This window comes from Bacillus sp. ZY-1-1 (assembly GCF_003047165.1).
GTDB lineage: Bacteria > Bacillota > Bacilli > Bacillales > Bacillaceae > Bacillus > Bacillus velezensis.
The window spans coordinates 3,596,420-3,611,814 of record NZ_CP027061.1 but is presented as its reverse complement, the minus strand read 5'-3'; the positions used below and the strand labels follow the sequence as shown (position 1 = coordinate 3,611,814).

Here is a 15,395-nt window from a genome sequence, read left to right as displayed (position 1 = left end):
AAATATGACAGAAAATCAAAATCCGCTTGTTCTTGATAAAAATGAAGAGATTTCTGAACAAAAAGCAGATGACATCAGGGCGCAGCTGCGCCAAGACCCTGAGGTGCAGCGCATTTCGCAGCAGATTGACGTGAAAAACCAAATGGAGCTGCTTGAGTACGGAAAAGAACCGGCAGTTGAAATCTCGAAGTTCTCCGACCGCATCTTAAATATGATGAAAACAACAAGTGTCACGGATTCAGGCACAATGCTGACGCAGCTCGGAAAAATCATGGACCGTTTCGACAAAAATGATTTCGATGAACCAAAAGGATTTCTCGCTAAAATGTTCAAACGCGGCAACAGCATGATTGAAAAGATTTTTCAAAAGTACCGCACCTTGGGCGGAGAAATTGAAAAAATCCACGTCGAAATTTCGAAATACAAAGATGAAATGGCAAAGACGAACCATACGCTTGAAGAGATGTATGAAAACAACATTAACTACTACATGGAGCTTGAAAAATATGTTGTCGCCGGGCAGATGAAGCTTGAGGAAATGCAGGCGCTCATTCCTTCTTATGAAGAAAAAGCGGCCGGCGGAAACCAGCTTGCGCAAATGCAGCTTGATACGCTGCGTGACGGGTTTCAGGCGCTTGAGGAACGTGTCTATGATTTAGATATGGCGCGGATGGTGGCGCTGCAGACAGCGCCGCAGATCCGCCTCCTTCAGCGCGGAAATACGAAGCTCATCGGAAAAATCAATTCCGCTTTCGTCATTACGATTCCGATTTTCAAAAACGGCATCATTCAGGCTGTCACAGTCAAACGGCAAAAGCTTGTGGCTGATTCAATGAGCGAGCTGGACCGCCGCACGAATGAAATGCTGAAGCGCAACGCTGAAAATATTTCAAACCAAAGCGTGGAGATTGCCCGTATGGCAGGCCGTCCGAGCATTGACATTGAGACGATTGAAACGTCTTGGAATACGATTGTCAGCGGTATGCAGGAAACGAAACAGATCGAGGAAGAGAACAGACGTATCAGAGAAGACGGAGCGAAACGGATTCAACAGCTTCAGGATAATATTAAAAACGCAGTCTTAAAGAATTAACACACACCCCGCTTGCTTACGGCAAGCGGGATTTTTTTGTGAAAAAGATAATGACAATGTGTAAAGACAGGTGTAAACTTATACGGTAATCATTTTCGATTTGAGGTGCTGCTTATGAACAAACAACCTGCCGTCACTCCGCGAAAACTTCTGGCGATTGCCGGAATGGGCTGGCTGTTTGATGCGATGGATGTCGGAATTTTATCGTTTATTATCGCCGCGCTTCACACTGATTGGAATTTAACACCCGATCAAATGAAATGGATCGGAAGCGTCAATTCCATCGGTATGGCAGCGGGCGCCTTTGTATTCGGAATGCTGGCCGACAGGATCGGCCGGAAAAAAGTGTTTATGATCACGCTGTTATTCTTTTCTGTCGGAAGCGGCATATCCGCTTTCGCAACGGGATTGACGGTTTTTCTCATATTGCGTTTTCTGATCGGAATGGGGCTTGGCGGGGAACTGCCTGTCGCCTCGACGCTCGTGTCAGAAGCGTCCGCTCCCGAAAAGCGGGGACGGATCATCGTGCTGCTTGAGAGCTTTTGGGCAGCGGGCTGGCTTCTTGCGGCGGTGATTTCCTACTTTGTCATACCGTCATTCGGCTGGCAGGCCGCACTGCTCTTAACGGCGCTGGCCGCGTTTTATGCGCTGTACTTGCGGAAAAGCCTTCCGGAATCACCGGCGCATCAGGCATTGACGCAGAAAAAAAGCATACGCGGGCAGGCGGGAAGTGTCTGGACGAAACCGTATATCCGGCCGACGGTGCTGCTGTCTGTCGTTTGGTTCTGCGTCGTCTTTTCTTATTACGGCATGTTTTTATGGCTGCCGAGCGTGATGCTGATGAAAGGCTACAGCATGATTGAGAGCTTCGAATACGTCCTTCTGATGACGCTTGCCCAGCTTCCCGGATATTTCTCAGCGGCGTGGCTGATCGAAAAAGCGGGGCGGAAGACCATCTTAGTCATCTATTTGCTCGGAACGGCGGGCAGCGCTTATTTCTTCGGTGCCGCGGATTCATTGGCCATGCTGCTCACGGCCGGCATGCTGCTGTCCTTTTTCAATCTCGGCGCATGGGGCGTGCTTTACGCCTATACACCGGAGCAGTACCCTGCGGCGATCCGCGCGACCGGTTCCGGAACAACCGCGGCCGTCGGCAGAATCGGCGGCATTTTCGGTCCGCTTCTCGTCGGATCGCTTGCAGCACGGAACGTTTCGTTTACAGCTATTTTCGCTGTCTTTTGTGCGGCCATCCTGATTGCCGTCATCACCATTATTATTCTCGGAAAAGAAACGAAACAGACAGAGCTTGCGCAATGAGCACCCTTTTGGGGTGCTTTTTTTAGTGAGCTGTCTGTTGGCAGACCTATATTTTTCCTTAAAATCCCTTATTTTCAGGAGGCGAAAACTTCTTTTTCCGGGACAATGTCGCAAAAAAATTCTTGTATTTGTAAAAAAAGGATAGGAAATCAGTTTGCAGCACATTCGATGGAAACGTTCTCAAGCCTGATAAAAGCCCGATTTCCTTTATAATTTATCCTCAATAAGGAGGATTAGAGAGTATTTAGAAGCATACCAGAGGAAAATAAGACACAGGGATGTTTTTAAAGTAATGATACAAAATAAACGGGATTATGATGTTTGTTTGACTTATTACAAACGTGTTACGGTATTAAAGATTGCTTATTATGGAGGGAAAATATGAATTTGGATGAGAAACCAATTAAGATAAAAGTCGAAAATGTATCTAAGGTTTTCGGAAAACAGACAAAAAAAGCCATTCAGATGCTGTCCAGCGGAAAAAACAAAAAAGAGATCCTGAAAGCGACCGGATCAACCGTTGGTGTCAATCAAGCAAACTTTGATGTATATGATGGGGAGATATTTGTCATCATGGGTCTATCGGGGAGCGGTAAATCAACTTTAGTTCGGCTGTTAAACCGGCTTATTGAACCGACTGCCGGGAATATTTATATTGATGGTGACATGATAACAAATATGTCAAAAGACCAGCTCCGGGAAGTGCGCCGGAAAAAAATCAGCATGGTCTTTCAAAAATTTGCGCTGTTTCCGCACAGAACGATTCTTGAAAATACGGAATACGGGTTGGAACTCCAAGGCGTCGACAAAAAAGAGCGTGAGCAAAAAGCGCTTGATTCGCTTAAACTTGTCGGTCTTGAAGGCTTTGAACACCAATTCCCAGATCAGCTCAGCGGAGGAATGCAGCAGCGTGTCGGACTTGCCCGCGCATTGACGAATGATCCTGACATTCTTCTGATGGATGAAGCTTTCAGTGCGCTTGATCCGCTGATCCGCAAAGACATGCAGGATGAGCTTTTAGACCTTCATGACTCTGTCGGCAAGACGATCATCTTCATCACGCATGATCTTGATGAAGCATTGCGCATCGGCGACAGAATCGTGCTGATGAAAGACGGTAACATCGTTCAGATCGGGACGCCTGAAGAAATTCTGATGAGCCCGTCCAATGAATACGTTGAGAAATTCGTTGAGGACGTTGACTTATCCAAAGTTCTGACAGCGGGCCACATCATGAAGCGCGCTGAAACCGTGCGGATTGACAAAGGGCCTCGTGTAGCGCTGCAGCTCATGAAGAATCTCGGTATTTCTTCTATTTACGCCGTTGATAAACAGAAACAGCTTCTCGGCGTCATTCACGCGGCGGATGCGAAAAAAGCGGTGGAATCCGACTTATCGCTTCAGGATATTTTAAATACTGAATTTACGACTGTGCATGAAAGCACATACTTGACGGAAATTTTCGATGTCGTGTCTGATGCGAATATTCCGATCGCCGTCACGGACGATAAGGACCGCATGAAAGGCATTGTCGTAAAAGGCGCATTAATCGGCGCGCTTTCAGGAAATAACGATTATATAAATGTTGAAGATTCTGCTGAACAAGCTCAGGATTCTTCTGTTCAGGGGGTGAAGTAAATGGACAGATTGCCTAGAATTCCGTTAGCAGATATCGTTGACCGGTTTGTTGACTGGCTTACCATGACGTTCGGAGGTTTCTTTGACGGAATCTCAAACGGTTTGGCCGCTTTCGTAAACGCGATTGTGAGCGGTTTGGGTTTCATCCCGTCTATTTTATTGACTGTTATTTTTGCAGCTCTCGCTTGGTGGATCAGTACGAGAGGAATTGCACTCTTTACGTTAATCGGATTCCTTGTTATTGATTATTTGGGTTATTGGTCGCCGATGCTGCAAACGTTGGCGCTTGTCGTCACATCTGTTTTGATTTCCATTATTATCGGGGTTCCGATCGGCATATGGGCGTCTCAGAAAGAAACAGTCCGCCGCATTGTCACACCGATTCTGGATTTAATGCAGACCATGCCGGCTTTCGTATACCTGCTGCCTGCAATTTTCTTCTTTAATATCGGGGTTGTGCCAGGCGTTGTGGCATCTGTTATTTTCGCGATGCCTCCGACGATCCGCATGACAGTTCTCGGTATTAAACAGGTTCCGGCTGATCTGATTGAAGCGACGGAAGCATTCGGTTCAACGACGTCTCAGCGTCTGTTCAAGGTGCAGCTTCCGCTTGCCACAAAAACAATTCTTGCCGGTATTAACCAAAGCATCATGCTTGCTTTGTCAATGGTCGTTATCGCGGCCATGGTCGGTGCGCCGGGCCTCGGTTCTGAAGTATACAGCGCCGTGACACAGTTGAAAACCGGTGTCGGAGTGGAAGCGGGTATCGCGATCGTTATCGTAGCGATTACACTCGACCGTATCACGCAAAACATTAAAGTGAAGAAGAAGAGCAGGGGGAATGCCTGATGCTTAAGAAAATCATCGGTGTCGGCGTTACCGCTGCGCTGGCTCTTTCTTTGGCTGCCTGCGGTTCGCAGACTGATGATAAGGCAACGGCTGCGGACCAGGTGAACAAAACCATTATCGGTATCGATCCGGGATCGGGGATCATGGCCCTGACGGATGAGGCCGTGAAGGATTACGGATTGAAAGACTGGAATGTCATCACGGCGTCAAGTGCCGCCATGACGGCGACATTGAAGAAATCATATGACCGGAAAAAGCCGATCATCGTAACGGGCTGGACGCCGCACTGGATGTTCTCCAGATACAAGCTGAAGTTCCTTGATGATCCGAAAAAAACGTACGGAACTGCCGAGCAGATTCATACGATTACAAGAACCGGCTTCAGTAAGGAACAGCCTAACGCGGCCAAAGTTCTCAGCCAGTTCAAATGGACGCAGGACGATATGGGAGAAGTCATGATTGCCGTTGAGGAAGGCGAAAAGCCGGCCAAAGCCGCAGCTGAATATGTGAAAAAACATAAAGACCAAGTGGCTCAATGGACAAAAGGCGCCCATAAAGTCAAAGGGGATAAAATCAACCTGGCTTATGTGGCATGGGACAGTGAAATCGCAAGTACGAATGTAATCGGAAAAGTATTTCAAGACCTCGGCTATGACGTGAAGCTGACGCAAGTGGAGGCAGGACCGATGTGGACTGCGATTGCGACAGGCAGCGCGGATGCGTCATTGTCTGCTTGGCTTCCGAATACCCATAAGGCATATGCGTCTAAATATAAAGGCAAATATGAAGATGTAGGAACGAGTCTGACAGGCGTCAAGATGGGTCTGGTCGTTCCTCAGTACATGAAAAACGTCAATTCAATTGAAGATCTGAAGAAGTAATGAAAAAAAGCAGCCCTGTAACGGGCTGCTTTTTTTTATGCTTCAAACGATTTGAGGACGGCGGCCGTTAATATCTCAGCGCCAGTAAAGATGGCGCTTCGGTCAAATGTCATTTGGGGATGGTGAAGTCCAGGCTCCAGACCGCATCCTAGGCCGAGCATCGTCGTTTTCAAGTTCGGCACCTTTAACCCGTAAAAGTGAAAATCCTCTCCTCCGGTTGTCACAAGAGGTTCATCCACATGTTCTTCTCCGAGAATGCTGCTGATCGCAGATGTCATGATGGCTTCCGCCTCCTTGTTTCGCTCGGCTGCCGGGAGGCTGTGTTCTTTTTGCAGTTCGATTTTTGCGCCGAATGCGGCAGCCGCCGCCTCACAGGCTCTTTCGGTTTCGGCGGTTAATTTCTCCATGGCGGCATTGGTTTGTGCGCGGAGATCAAGGCTGAACGATGCTTTTCCCGGAATGATATTGGAACTTTCTCCGCCTGCCTGAAGCTTTGTCATCTTCACGGAATGCGGGATGCCGGGATCAAGATGAATGAAGCTGAGTTTTTGGACGAGAAGAGCGGCGATTTCGATACTGTTAAGCCCGAGATGCGGTCTCGCGCCGTGGGCTTCTTCTCCGATAATCAGGCCTTCTATATGCCGGCTTGAGCCATGCAGAATGGACGGTGCGCATCGGCCGTTTGCCGTTTCCTGTACGGGGCGCACGTGCACGCCGTATAAGAAGTCAACATCATCCAGTACGCCTTTTTCAATCATTTTCAGCGCTCCGCCGCCTTTTTCTTCAGCCGGCTGAAAAATAAAGCGGATGGTGCCCTTCGGAAGCTTCGGCTGACTCTTTAAAAGCATCATCGTGCCGAGCGCCATCGTCATATGTGAATCATGTCCGCATGAATGGTTCGCCTGAAAGACACCGTCCACTTCCTGCCACAGCGCGTCAATATCCGCCCGGACAGCCACAACGGGCGAGCCTTCTCCGATTTCGCCGACAACACCGGTGCAATCATCAAACGTACGGATTCGGCAGCCGGCCTCTTTCAGTTTTTCAGTCAGATATTCAGTTGTTTGATATTCTTTCCAGCTTACTTCGGGGTTGGCGTGCAGGTGGTCAAAAATGTCCATAATGACTTGCTTTTCATGCTCTGTGAGTCTGTTCATGCCGTAAGTCCTCCTTCAAAAGCTGTCTGTTTTTTATTTTTGATATTGAAAACAGGCAATCGGTCTGTATATAATATAGCACATATCTGTATTTTCTGAATAGTTTATAAATTCAAAGCGGGATGGTGATGTTATGGCTGTGCCGAAGGCCGAACCTGTATTGAAAAAGAAAAAATTGTTTGTGATGCCTGATGCTTATGTGCTGCTGTTCATTGTCGCTTTACTATGCGCGATAGCATCATACATCGTTCCCGCGGGGGAATTTGACAGGGTGACAAAGGGCAGTGTGACGTCCGCCGTCCCGGGAAGTTATCATTCTTTAGACCAGTCTCCTGTCAGCCCGATCGCTTTTTTTACCGCGATTCAGGAAGGGATGACAAGTTCCGCGCCGATTATTTTTTTAATCCTGTTTACGGGCGGCACCATTGCGATTTTGGAGAAAACGGGCGCCATCAATGGATTGATCAGTAATGTCATCAGTACGTTCCGCACCAAACAGCTGCTGTTTATTGCAATTGTCGGATCTCTATTTTCGATCCTCGGCACAACCGGCATCGTCGTTAATTCCGTGATCGGTTTTATTCCGATCGGCCTGATCGTCGCCCGTTCGCTGAAATGGGACGCCGTGGCCGGAGCGGCCGTCATTTATATCGGCTGTTATGCCGGGTTTAACGCGACGATTTTATCACCTTCACCGCTCGGGTTATCACAAAGCATCGCGGAGCTGCCGCTGTTTTCCGGCATCGGCCTGCGGATTGCCGTCTACATTTGTTTTCTGCTATCATCTATTTTATATATTTATCGGTATACGAGAAGGCTCAGAAAAGCAAAGGACGCCAGTCTGCTGGGGAACGATTGGTTTCCGGCGGCAGGTTCAATCCCGCAGGCTTCAGATCCGGAGGACAAGCCAGTCCCGTTTACCGTCCGCCATAAATTGATTCTGGCTGTCGCGGCTTTGTCGCTTGCCGGCTTTTTATACGGCGCGCTTACTCTTGGCTGGTCTGATTCAGAGATGGCCGCCGTGTTCATTTTTATCTCAATCGTGTCAGGCCTGATTGCGGGAATGGCGGCAAATGATATCGCAAAAACGTTTATTACAGGCTGTCAGGGCCTCGTTTACGGCGCGCTGATCGTCGGAATGGCGAGAAGCATTTCCGTTATTCTGGAACACGGAAAGCTGCTTGATACGGTAGTCAATGGACTTGCGTCACTGCTGCACGGTTTCAGCCCGATGGCAGGCGCAATCGGAATGTATATTTCCAGCGCCCTGCTTCATTTTCTGATATCATCGGGCTCAGGGGAGGCGGTCGTATTTATTCCGATTTTGGCGCCGCTTGCCGATCTGATGGGCATCACGAGACAGGTCGCGGTTGAAGCGGTCATGCTTGGGGAAGGCGTCGTAAACTGTGTCAATCCGACTTCCGGCGTTCTGATGGCCGTACTGGCTGCCAGCGGCATTCCGTACGTAAAGTGGCTTCGCTTCATGATTCCGCTGGCGCTGATTTGGTTTGTCATCGGCCTTGTGTTTATCTGCATAGGCGTCCTGATCAATTGGGGTCCTTATTAACATTTTTGTCAATGATATTTCGGTTTATCATTATGAATCGGCAAGATATAATGGGAGTTGTAAGCCATTCTTAATAGTACGGGAGGAAGTCATGAATCAGCGTCGGAACAGACTTTCAAACGTGAATGGAAAGAGTGAGAGTGTGAAAGAGAAAGAACGAATGATTTGGTCAGAAGTCGGAATGCTTGTGGGCACACTGTCTTTGCTTGACATCATCGTACGCGGACTTGTTCTGAACTGTCCGTTTAGGGAATGGGCCGGAAGCTTGGCGGTTTTCTTCATTATAATTGTTTATTATTGCATCAGGGCGGGAGCGTCGGGAATGCTCATGCCGAGAATAGACACCAAAGAAGAACTGAAAAAGCGGGTGAAGCAGCAGCGGATAGATTCAATTGCGGTCACTTTTGCGGTGGCGGCGCTTACGATGTACGACAGGGGGGTTCCCCATACATTCTTTGCTTGGCTGAAAATGATCTTTCTTTTTATCGTCTGCGGAGGCATTCTGTTTTTGCTTCGGTATGTCATTGTGAAGCTGTCTTACAGAAGAGCGATAAAAGAAATAAAAAAGAAATCATCTTGACAGGTGGTTTCTTTTTTTGTTTGAAAGCGGGAAGTCTTTTTAATTGATAGGAATATAGATTTGAATTCACTCTGCCGCGTTGCTTTGATAGAGAGAGTGTGATAAGTTGAAATGTAAGCGTTAACATAATTCTCCAGTCTTCACAACAGTTGAAAGGAGCTGAAGAAAGAGTAAGAGGAATTTTTGACTCCGCAGTCAGTCTTCAAAAATGAAATAAGGAGTGTCAAAAATGTTTGAAAAACGATTCAAAACCTCTTTACTGCCGTTATTCGCCGGATTTTTATTGCTGTTTCATTTGGTTTTGTCAGGCCCGGCGGCTGCAAACGCTGAAACTGCAAACAAATCGAATGAGGTGGCCGCGTCATCGGTCAAAAACGGGACCATCCTTCATGCCTGGAATTGGTCGTTCAATACGTTAACACAAAATATGAAAGAGATTCGTGATGCGGGCTATGCAGCCATTCAGACGTCTCCGATTAACCAAGTAAAGGAAGGGAACCAAGGAGATAAAAGCATGAGGAACTGGTACTGGCTGTATCAGCCGACATCGTACCAAATCGGCAACCGTTACTTAGGCACTGAACAAGAATTTAAGGACATGTGTGCAGCCGCGGAAAAATATGGCGTAAAAGTCATTGTTGATGCGGTTATCAATCATACCACCAGCGATTACGCCGCGATTTCTGACGAGATTAAGCGTATTCCAAACTGGACCCATGGAAACACACAAATTAAAAATTGGTCGGACAGGTGGGACGTCACTCAAAATTCATTGCTTGGGCTGTATGATTGGAATACACAGAATACTGAGGTGCAAACCTATCTGAAAGGTTTCTTGGAAAGAGCATTGAATGACGGAGCGGACGGGTTCCGCTATGATGCCGCCAAGCATATAGAGCTTCCGGATGATGGGAATTACGGCAGCCGATTTTGGCCGAATATCACAAATACATCGGCGGAGTTCCAATACGGAGAAATCCTGCAAGACAGCGCGTCCAGAGATACTGCTTATGCGAATTATATGAATGTGACGGCTTCTAACTATGGGCATTCCATCAGATCCGCTTTAAAGAACCGTAATCTGAGTGTGTCGAATATCTCCCATTATGCATCTGACGTGTCTGCGGACAAGTTGGTCACATGGGTGGAATCACATGATACGTATGCCAATGATGAGGAAGAGTCCACATGGATGAGTGATGACGATATTCGTTTAGGCTGGGCAGTGATTGGTTCCCGCTCAGGAAGCACGCCTCTTTTCTTTTCCAGACCTGAGGGCGGAGGAAATGGGGTGCGATTTCCCGGAAAAAGTCAAATAGGAGATCGCGGGAGCGCCTTATTTAAAGATCAGGCGATCACTGCGGTCAATCAATTTCACAATGTAATGGCCGGGCAGCCTGAGGAACTCTCGAATCCGAATGGGAACAATCAAATATTTATGAATCAGCGCGGCTCAAAAGGCGTTGTGCTGGCTAATGCGGGATCGTCTTCTGTCACCGTCAATACTTCAACGAAATTGCCTGACGGCAGGTATGATAATAGGGCCGGCGCCGGTTCATTTCAAGTAGCGAACGGCAAACTGACAGGTACGATCAATGCCAGATCCGCGGCTGTTCTTTATTTGGAAATGCGCCTCAGGTCTTTCTTGAGAATTACCAAACGGGGGCAGTCCATTCTTTCAATGATCAGCTGACGGTCACCCTGCGTGCAAATGCGAAAACAACAAAAGCCGTTTACCAAATCAATAATGGGCAGCAGACAGCATTTAAGGATGGAGACCGATTAACGATCGGGAAAGGAGATCCAATCGGCACGACATACAACATCAGGTTAACCGGAACGAACGGCGAGGGTGCAGAGAGAACTCAAGAATACACGTTTGTCAAAAAAGACCCGGCCCAAACCAACATCATTGGCTATCAAAATCCGGATCATTGGGGCCAGGTAAATGCTTATATTTACAAACATGATGGAGGCAGGGCCATAGAATTAACCGGATCGTGGCCGGGGAAAGCAATGACTAAGAATGCAAATGGAATTTACACGCTGACGCTGCCTGCGAATGCGGATACGGCCAATGCCAAAGTGATTTTTAACAATGGCAGCGCCCAAGTGCCCGGGCAGAACCAGCCCGGATTTGATTATGTGCAGAATGGTTTGTATAACAACTCCGGTTTAAACGGTTATCTTCCGCATTAATGGATAGGGCTATCATCACATCAAACCCTTGCTTCGGTTAGGAAAGGGACAGCACGTCTTCAATCACGCTGAAAAGATACAACATCCTAAAACGGTTCCGTTTTAGGATGTTGTCAACAATCTGGAAACCATCATCGATATTTTTTGTCCAAAAATCAAACTTTTCTCTTGCGAAAGTTTGTGAAGTATTGCACAATATAAATGTGAAATACTTCACAAGTTAAAAACAGACACCACGAAACACTGGAGGATGAGCATACATGATGAACGAACGAGTGAACAAAGTAGCATTAATCGGAGCAGGTTTTGTTGGAAGCAGTTATGCATTTGCGTTAATTAACCAAGGGATCACAGATGAGCTTGTGATCATTGATGTAAATAGAGAAAAAGCCATGGGTGATGTCATGGATTTAAATCACGGAAAGGCATTTGCACCTCATCCGGTGAAAACGTCTTACGGAACATATGAAGATTGCAAGGATGCCGATATCGTGTGCATCTGTGCCGGAGCCAATCAAAAACCGGGCGAAACGAGACTTGAGCTGGTCGAAAAAAATCTCGCCATTTTCAAAGGCGTTGTCGGTGATGTAATGGCAAGCGGATTTGACGGCATCTTCCTCGTTGCCACAAACCCGGTCGACATTCTCACTTATGCGACATGGACATTCAGCGGTCTGCCGAAAGAACGCGTCATCGGCAGCGGCACGACACTGGATTCTGCGCGATTCCGTTATATGCTGAGTGAATATTTCGGCGCCGCTCCGCAAAACGTACACGCCCACATTATCGGCGAGCACGGCGATACCGAGCTTCCTGTATGGAGTCACGCCAATATCGGCGGAGTGCCGGTGCAGCAATTGCTGGAGAAAAATGCAGCTTACAAACAGGACGAGCTGGATCAGATCGTGGACGATGTGAAAAACGCCGCCTATCATATTATTGAGAAAAAAGGCGCGACATATTACGGAGTGGCGATGAGCCTCGCCCGCATCACAAAAGCGATTTTGCGTAATGAAAACAGCATTTTAACCGTCAGCACATATCTGGACGGCCAATACGGTGTAAACGACGTCTTTATCGGCATTCCGGCTGTCGTCAATCGGAACGGCATCGCCGGTGTGACGGAACTTGAGCTGAATGAAACAGAACAGCGTCAATTCAACCATAGCGCAAACGTGCTGAAAGACATTCTCGCTCCGCATTTCGCGGAGTAAACAAAAAAGCAGTACATGGCAAATTCCATGTACTGCTTTTTTTAATTCGCTTTTTTCGCCATTTCCTGAGAGGTTTTTACTCTCGCTTTTCCCATAAACAAAATGGTAACGGCCGCAATGACGATCGGCGCCAGCGCAAGCGTGAATACATATGTGATGCTTTGCGACATGGCGTCAATAATGCGATCCAGAATGTGCGGCGGAATATGGGCGCGCGTGCCGGCCTGGAAAATCTCCTGCGGATTTCCGATGTTCTGCATCGCGCCGCCCGCTCCTTTCATGCCGCTGAATGAATCTGTGAGCTTGTTGGTAAACACATTCGTCTGGATGGTCCCGAAAATCGTCACACCGAGCGTCATACCGAATGATCTCAAAAACGAGTTTGTTGAGTTGGCGCTTCCGCGGTAACGCGGCTCCAGATCGTTCATGGACGCAGCCGGCAGCAGTGAGAAGTTGAAGCCGACGCCGAATCCTGAGATCAGCATGAATACCGTCAGCATCGTACGCGCCGTATCCGGTGTCATATTGGAAAGCAGCAGCATTCCGATAAAGAAAGCGACCACGGAAATCAGCATTAAATTGCGGAACCGCACTTTCGTCTGGAAAATTCCGCCGATCATACTTCCGATAACAGAACCGATCATCATCGGTGTCAAAATAAAGCCCGCGCTCGTCGCGGTGCTGCCGTACACAGCCTGAACGAAGATCGGGATAAACACCGCTAAAATCACAAATGTGGCTCCGTAAAGGAACGCCAGAATCTGTGCCGTGGCAAATAAACGGTTTTTAAACATCCAAAATGAGATAATCGGTTCTTCCGCTTTTCTTTCCACGATAAAAAAGGCGATAAAGAACACGGCGAACACAGCGAACAGACCGATGATCTGAACGGAGTTCCAATCATACGTTTTTCCGCCGAGCTCAAGAGCGAACATCAGACCGACAATGGAAACCACCAGCGTAATCGCGCCGGCCCAGTCGATTTTCTGTTTCTTGTGTTCAAGGGATTCTTTATAATAACGAAGAATGAAAAACAATGATAAAATACCGATCGGCACGTTGATGTAAAACACCCAGTGCCAGCTGATGGAGTCGGTAATGAGCGCGCCTAAAAGCGGCCCGAGAACGCTGGACAGTCCGAAAACGGCACCGAACATGCCCGACATTTTTCCGCGTTTTTCCGGCGGAAATAAATCAAAAATGATCGTGAAGGCGATCGGCATCAGCGCGCCTCCGCCGATTCCCTGAATGACGCGGTAAATAATGAGCTGATCCATTGTTTGGGCGATCCCGCATAATGCAGATCCGATTAAGAAAAGAATAAGACCGAATAAAAAGAAACGCTTGCGTCCGTACATATCGGACAGTTTTCCGTAAATCGGCATACCGGCCATAACGGCTACCATGTATGATGCTGTCACCCACGCGAACTTATCGAAACTTCCGAGGTCCGCCACGATATTTCCCATCGCAGTGGCAACGATTGTATTATCCATAGCCGACATTAAAATGCCCAGCAAAAGACCGATGACGACAAACTTCGTCGAGGCGTCCTTCGCGGCTGTTTGTTCCATGCTTTTTCCTCCCATACTTACTTTTGATCATTAAATTTGCTATGATCATATTAGATTTGCCGAAAATTATCTTGATCGTCAAGATAAATTGATTTTATAGGGAGGCCTGTCAGTTGTCAACAAGAAATACCAGAAGCGAGACGGAGGAAACCGCCATACAGTTATTCCGGAAGATGGCCACAAGGACGATCCTGTTTCATCAGGCGGCCGCTCAATCTCTCGGTCTGTTTCCGACCGATTTGAAATCAGCTGATATCTTAAATGAAGCAGGCCCGATGACCGCAGGCGAGCTCGGGAAAAAAACCGGCCTCAGCACAGGTTCGGTAACGGCGCTCATTGACCGGCTCGAAAAAGCGGGATATGTCATGAGGAAAAAAGACCCCGAAGACAAACGGCGGGTGATCATCGTGCCGCTGACAGCCGGAAAAGCGAATGTGAAGCAATTATTCAGCTCCTTATCCCAGTCCACGATCAGCCTTTGCCGGCAATATAAAGAAGAAGAACTGCGGCTGATATTCGATTTTTTAGGAAAAGCGACGGACATGATGGAAGACGAGCTTGAGAAATTAAAATAATGTATCATAGCACGGCCCATTCATGAATAACTTGTACAAGTTGCATGAATGAGGGGGAAGCCAATGAACATCTTTTTAAGCTACATCGTTCTCGGGCTGTCATTGTCAGCACCTGTCGGCCCGGTCAATGCGGCGCAAATTGACAAAGGCATCAAAAACGGCTTTTGGCATGCATGGATTTTCGGTCTCGGCGCCATGGCCGCGGACGGGCTGTATATGATTTTGATCTATTTCGGGCTGTCTCAATTTTTGACCGCTCCTTTTGTAAAAACGTTTTTGTGGCTCTTCGGTTTTTTCGTGCTGACCTACACGGGAGTCGAAACGTTAAAAAATATAAGGGAAGCCATGAATGTCAGAAGCGGAAAAGGAAAACCGGCTTTTTACAAAACTTTCGGCGCGGGGTTTTTTATTTCTCTTTCCAATCCGCTGAGCATTTTATTCTGGCTCGGCATATATGGGAGCATTCTCGCCAAAACCGCTGAATCCTTCGATGCAAATCAGCTTTTGATTTACAGCTCCGGCATTCTTCTCGGCATTTTGATCTGGGATTTCTGCATGGCGGTCGCCGCGAGCACTTTCAGAAATCTCCTTCATGAAACAGCGCTCCGCTGGCTGACGGGAGCGGCGGGTGTGTCTTTGATCGTTTTCGGGTTTTATTTCGGATGGCAGGGGATTCAAATGCTCATCTCATAAATAGAAGAGTCACCCATCGCCTATCTCCGTCATAACGTATCATGACGATACTGGAGGT

General features: G+C 47.7%; 12 protein-coding genes and 1 pseudogene. 11 read left to right on the top strand and 2 right to left on the bottom strand.

All coding sequences use genetic code 11. The features are described from left to right. Positions 1-4: 4 nt before the first annotated feature. From C5I45_RS18030 to C5I45_RS18010, 5 genes are all read left to right on the top strand, one after another. Positions 5-1,093 carry a toxic anion resistance protein gene (locus C5I45_RS18030; RefSeq protein WP_025853795.1) on the top strand — a complete coding sequence of 363 codons (1,089 nt, stop codon included), beginning with the start codon at positions 5-7 and terminating at the stop codon, positions 1,091-1,093. Between the two features lie 114 nt (positions 1,094-1,207). Beyond that, positions 1,208-2,410, top strand: coding sequence for an MFS transporter (locus C5I45_RS18025; RefSeq protein ID WP_003156641.1), 1,203 nt, complete (start codon positions 1,208-1,210; stop codon positions 2,408-2,410). Between the two features lie 381 nt (positions 2,411-2,791). Continuing rightward, entirely contained in the window at positions 2,792-4,048 is a 1,257-nt protein-coding gene (opuAA, locus tag C5I45_RS18020) for a glycine/proline betaine ABC transporter ATP-binding protein OpuAA (RefSeq protein ID WP_003156640.1), read from the top strand. Then, the gene (gene opuAB / locus C5I45_RS18015; protein ID WP_003156639.1) at positions 4,049-4,897 is read left to right on the top strand and encodes a glycine/proline betaine ABC transporter permease subunit OpuAB; all 849 of its coding nucleotides are present in this window, start codon (positions 4,049-4,051) and stop codon (positions 4,895-4,897) included. It abuts the gene before it with no gap. Beyond that, positions 4,897-5,778 carry a glycine betaine ABC transporter substrate-binding protein gene (locus C5I45_RS18010; protein WP_003156637.1) on the top strand — a complete coding sequence of 294 codons (882 nt, stop codon included), beginning with the start codon at positions 4,897-4,899 and terminating at the stop codon, positions 5,776-5,778. The genes opuAB and C5I45_RS18010 overlap by 1 nt, the downstream gene beginning before the upstream one ends. A gap of 35 nt (positions 5,779-5,813) precedes the next feature. On the opposite strand, the gene C5I45_RS18005 is transcribed toward C5I45_RS18010, so the two are convergent. Next, entirely contained in the window at positions 5,814-6,935 is a 1,122-nt protein-coding gene (locus C5I45_RS18005; RefSeq protein WP_015388731.1) for a M20 peptidase aminoacylase family protein, read from the bottom strand. A gap of 133 nt (positions 6,936-7,068) precedes the next feature. Between C5I45_RS18005 and C5I45_RS18000 the strand changes: the two genes are divergently transcribed. The 4 genes and pseudogenes from C5I45_RS18000 to C5I45_RS17980 all read left to right on the top strand — a co-directional run bounded on the left by C5I45_RS18000 (position 7,069) and on the right by C5I45_RS17980 (position 12,495). Beyond that, positions 7,069-8,502 carry a YfcC family protein gene (locus C5I45_RS18000; protein WP_003156632.1) on the top strand — a complete coding sequence of 478 codons (1,434 nt, stop codon included), beginning with the start codon at positions 7,069-7,071 and terminating at the stop codon, positions 8,500-8,502. Between the two features lie 91 nt (positions 8,503-8,593). Further along, on the top strand, positions 8,594-9,082 hold the full coding sequence (locus C5I45_RS17995) for a DUF6773 family protein (RefSeq protein WP_063174913.1): 489 nt from the start codon (positions 8,594-8,596) through the stop codon (positions 9,080-9,082). A 229-nt stretch (positions 9,083-9,311) separates the two neighbouring features. Next, a pseudogene (gene amyE / locus C5I45_RS17990) lies at positions 9,312-11,281 on the top strand (alpha-amylase). 260 nt (positions 11,282-11,541) lie between these two features. Further along, positions 11,542-12,495 carry an L-lactate dehydrogenase gene (locus C5I45_RS17980; protein ID WP_107994552.1) on the top strand — a complete coding sequence of 318 codons (954 nt, stop codon included), beginning with the start codon at positions 11,542-11,544 and terminating at the stop codon, positions 12,493-12,495. Between the two features lie 41 nt (positions 12,496-12,536). Here the strand turns inward: C5I45_RS17980 and C5I45_RS17975 are convergent, their stop codons facing one another. Continuing rightward, complete coding sequence (locus tag C5I45_RS17975) at positions 12,537-14,069, bottom strand: MDR family MFS transporter (protein WP_003156627.1); 1,533 nt, start codon at positions 14,067-14,069, stop codon at positions 12,537-12,539. 113 nt (positions 14,070-14,182) lie between these two features. Between C5I45_RS17975 and C5I45_RS17970 the strand changes: the two genes are divergently transcribed. Both C5I45_RS17970 and C5I45_RS17965 read left to right on the top strand, forming a co-directional pair. Beyond that, complete coding sequence (locus C5I45_RS17970; RefSeq protein ID WP_003156626.1) at positions 14,183-14,644, top strand: MarR family transcriptional regulator; 462 nt, start codon at positions 14,183-14,185, stop codon at positions 14,642-14,644. A gap of 63 nt (positions 14,645-14,707) precedes the next feature. Continuing rightward, a complete protein-coding gene (locus C5I45_RS17965; RefSeq protein WP_003156625.1) occupies positions 14,708-15,337 on the top strand; it encodes a LysE family translocator in 630 nt (209 codons plus the stop codon). Positions 15,338-15,395: the final 58 nt, after the last annotated feature.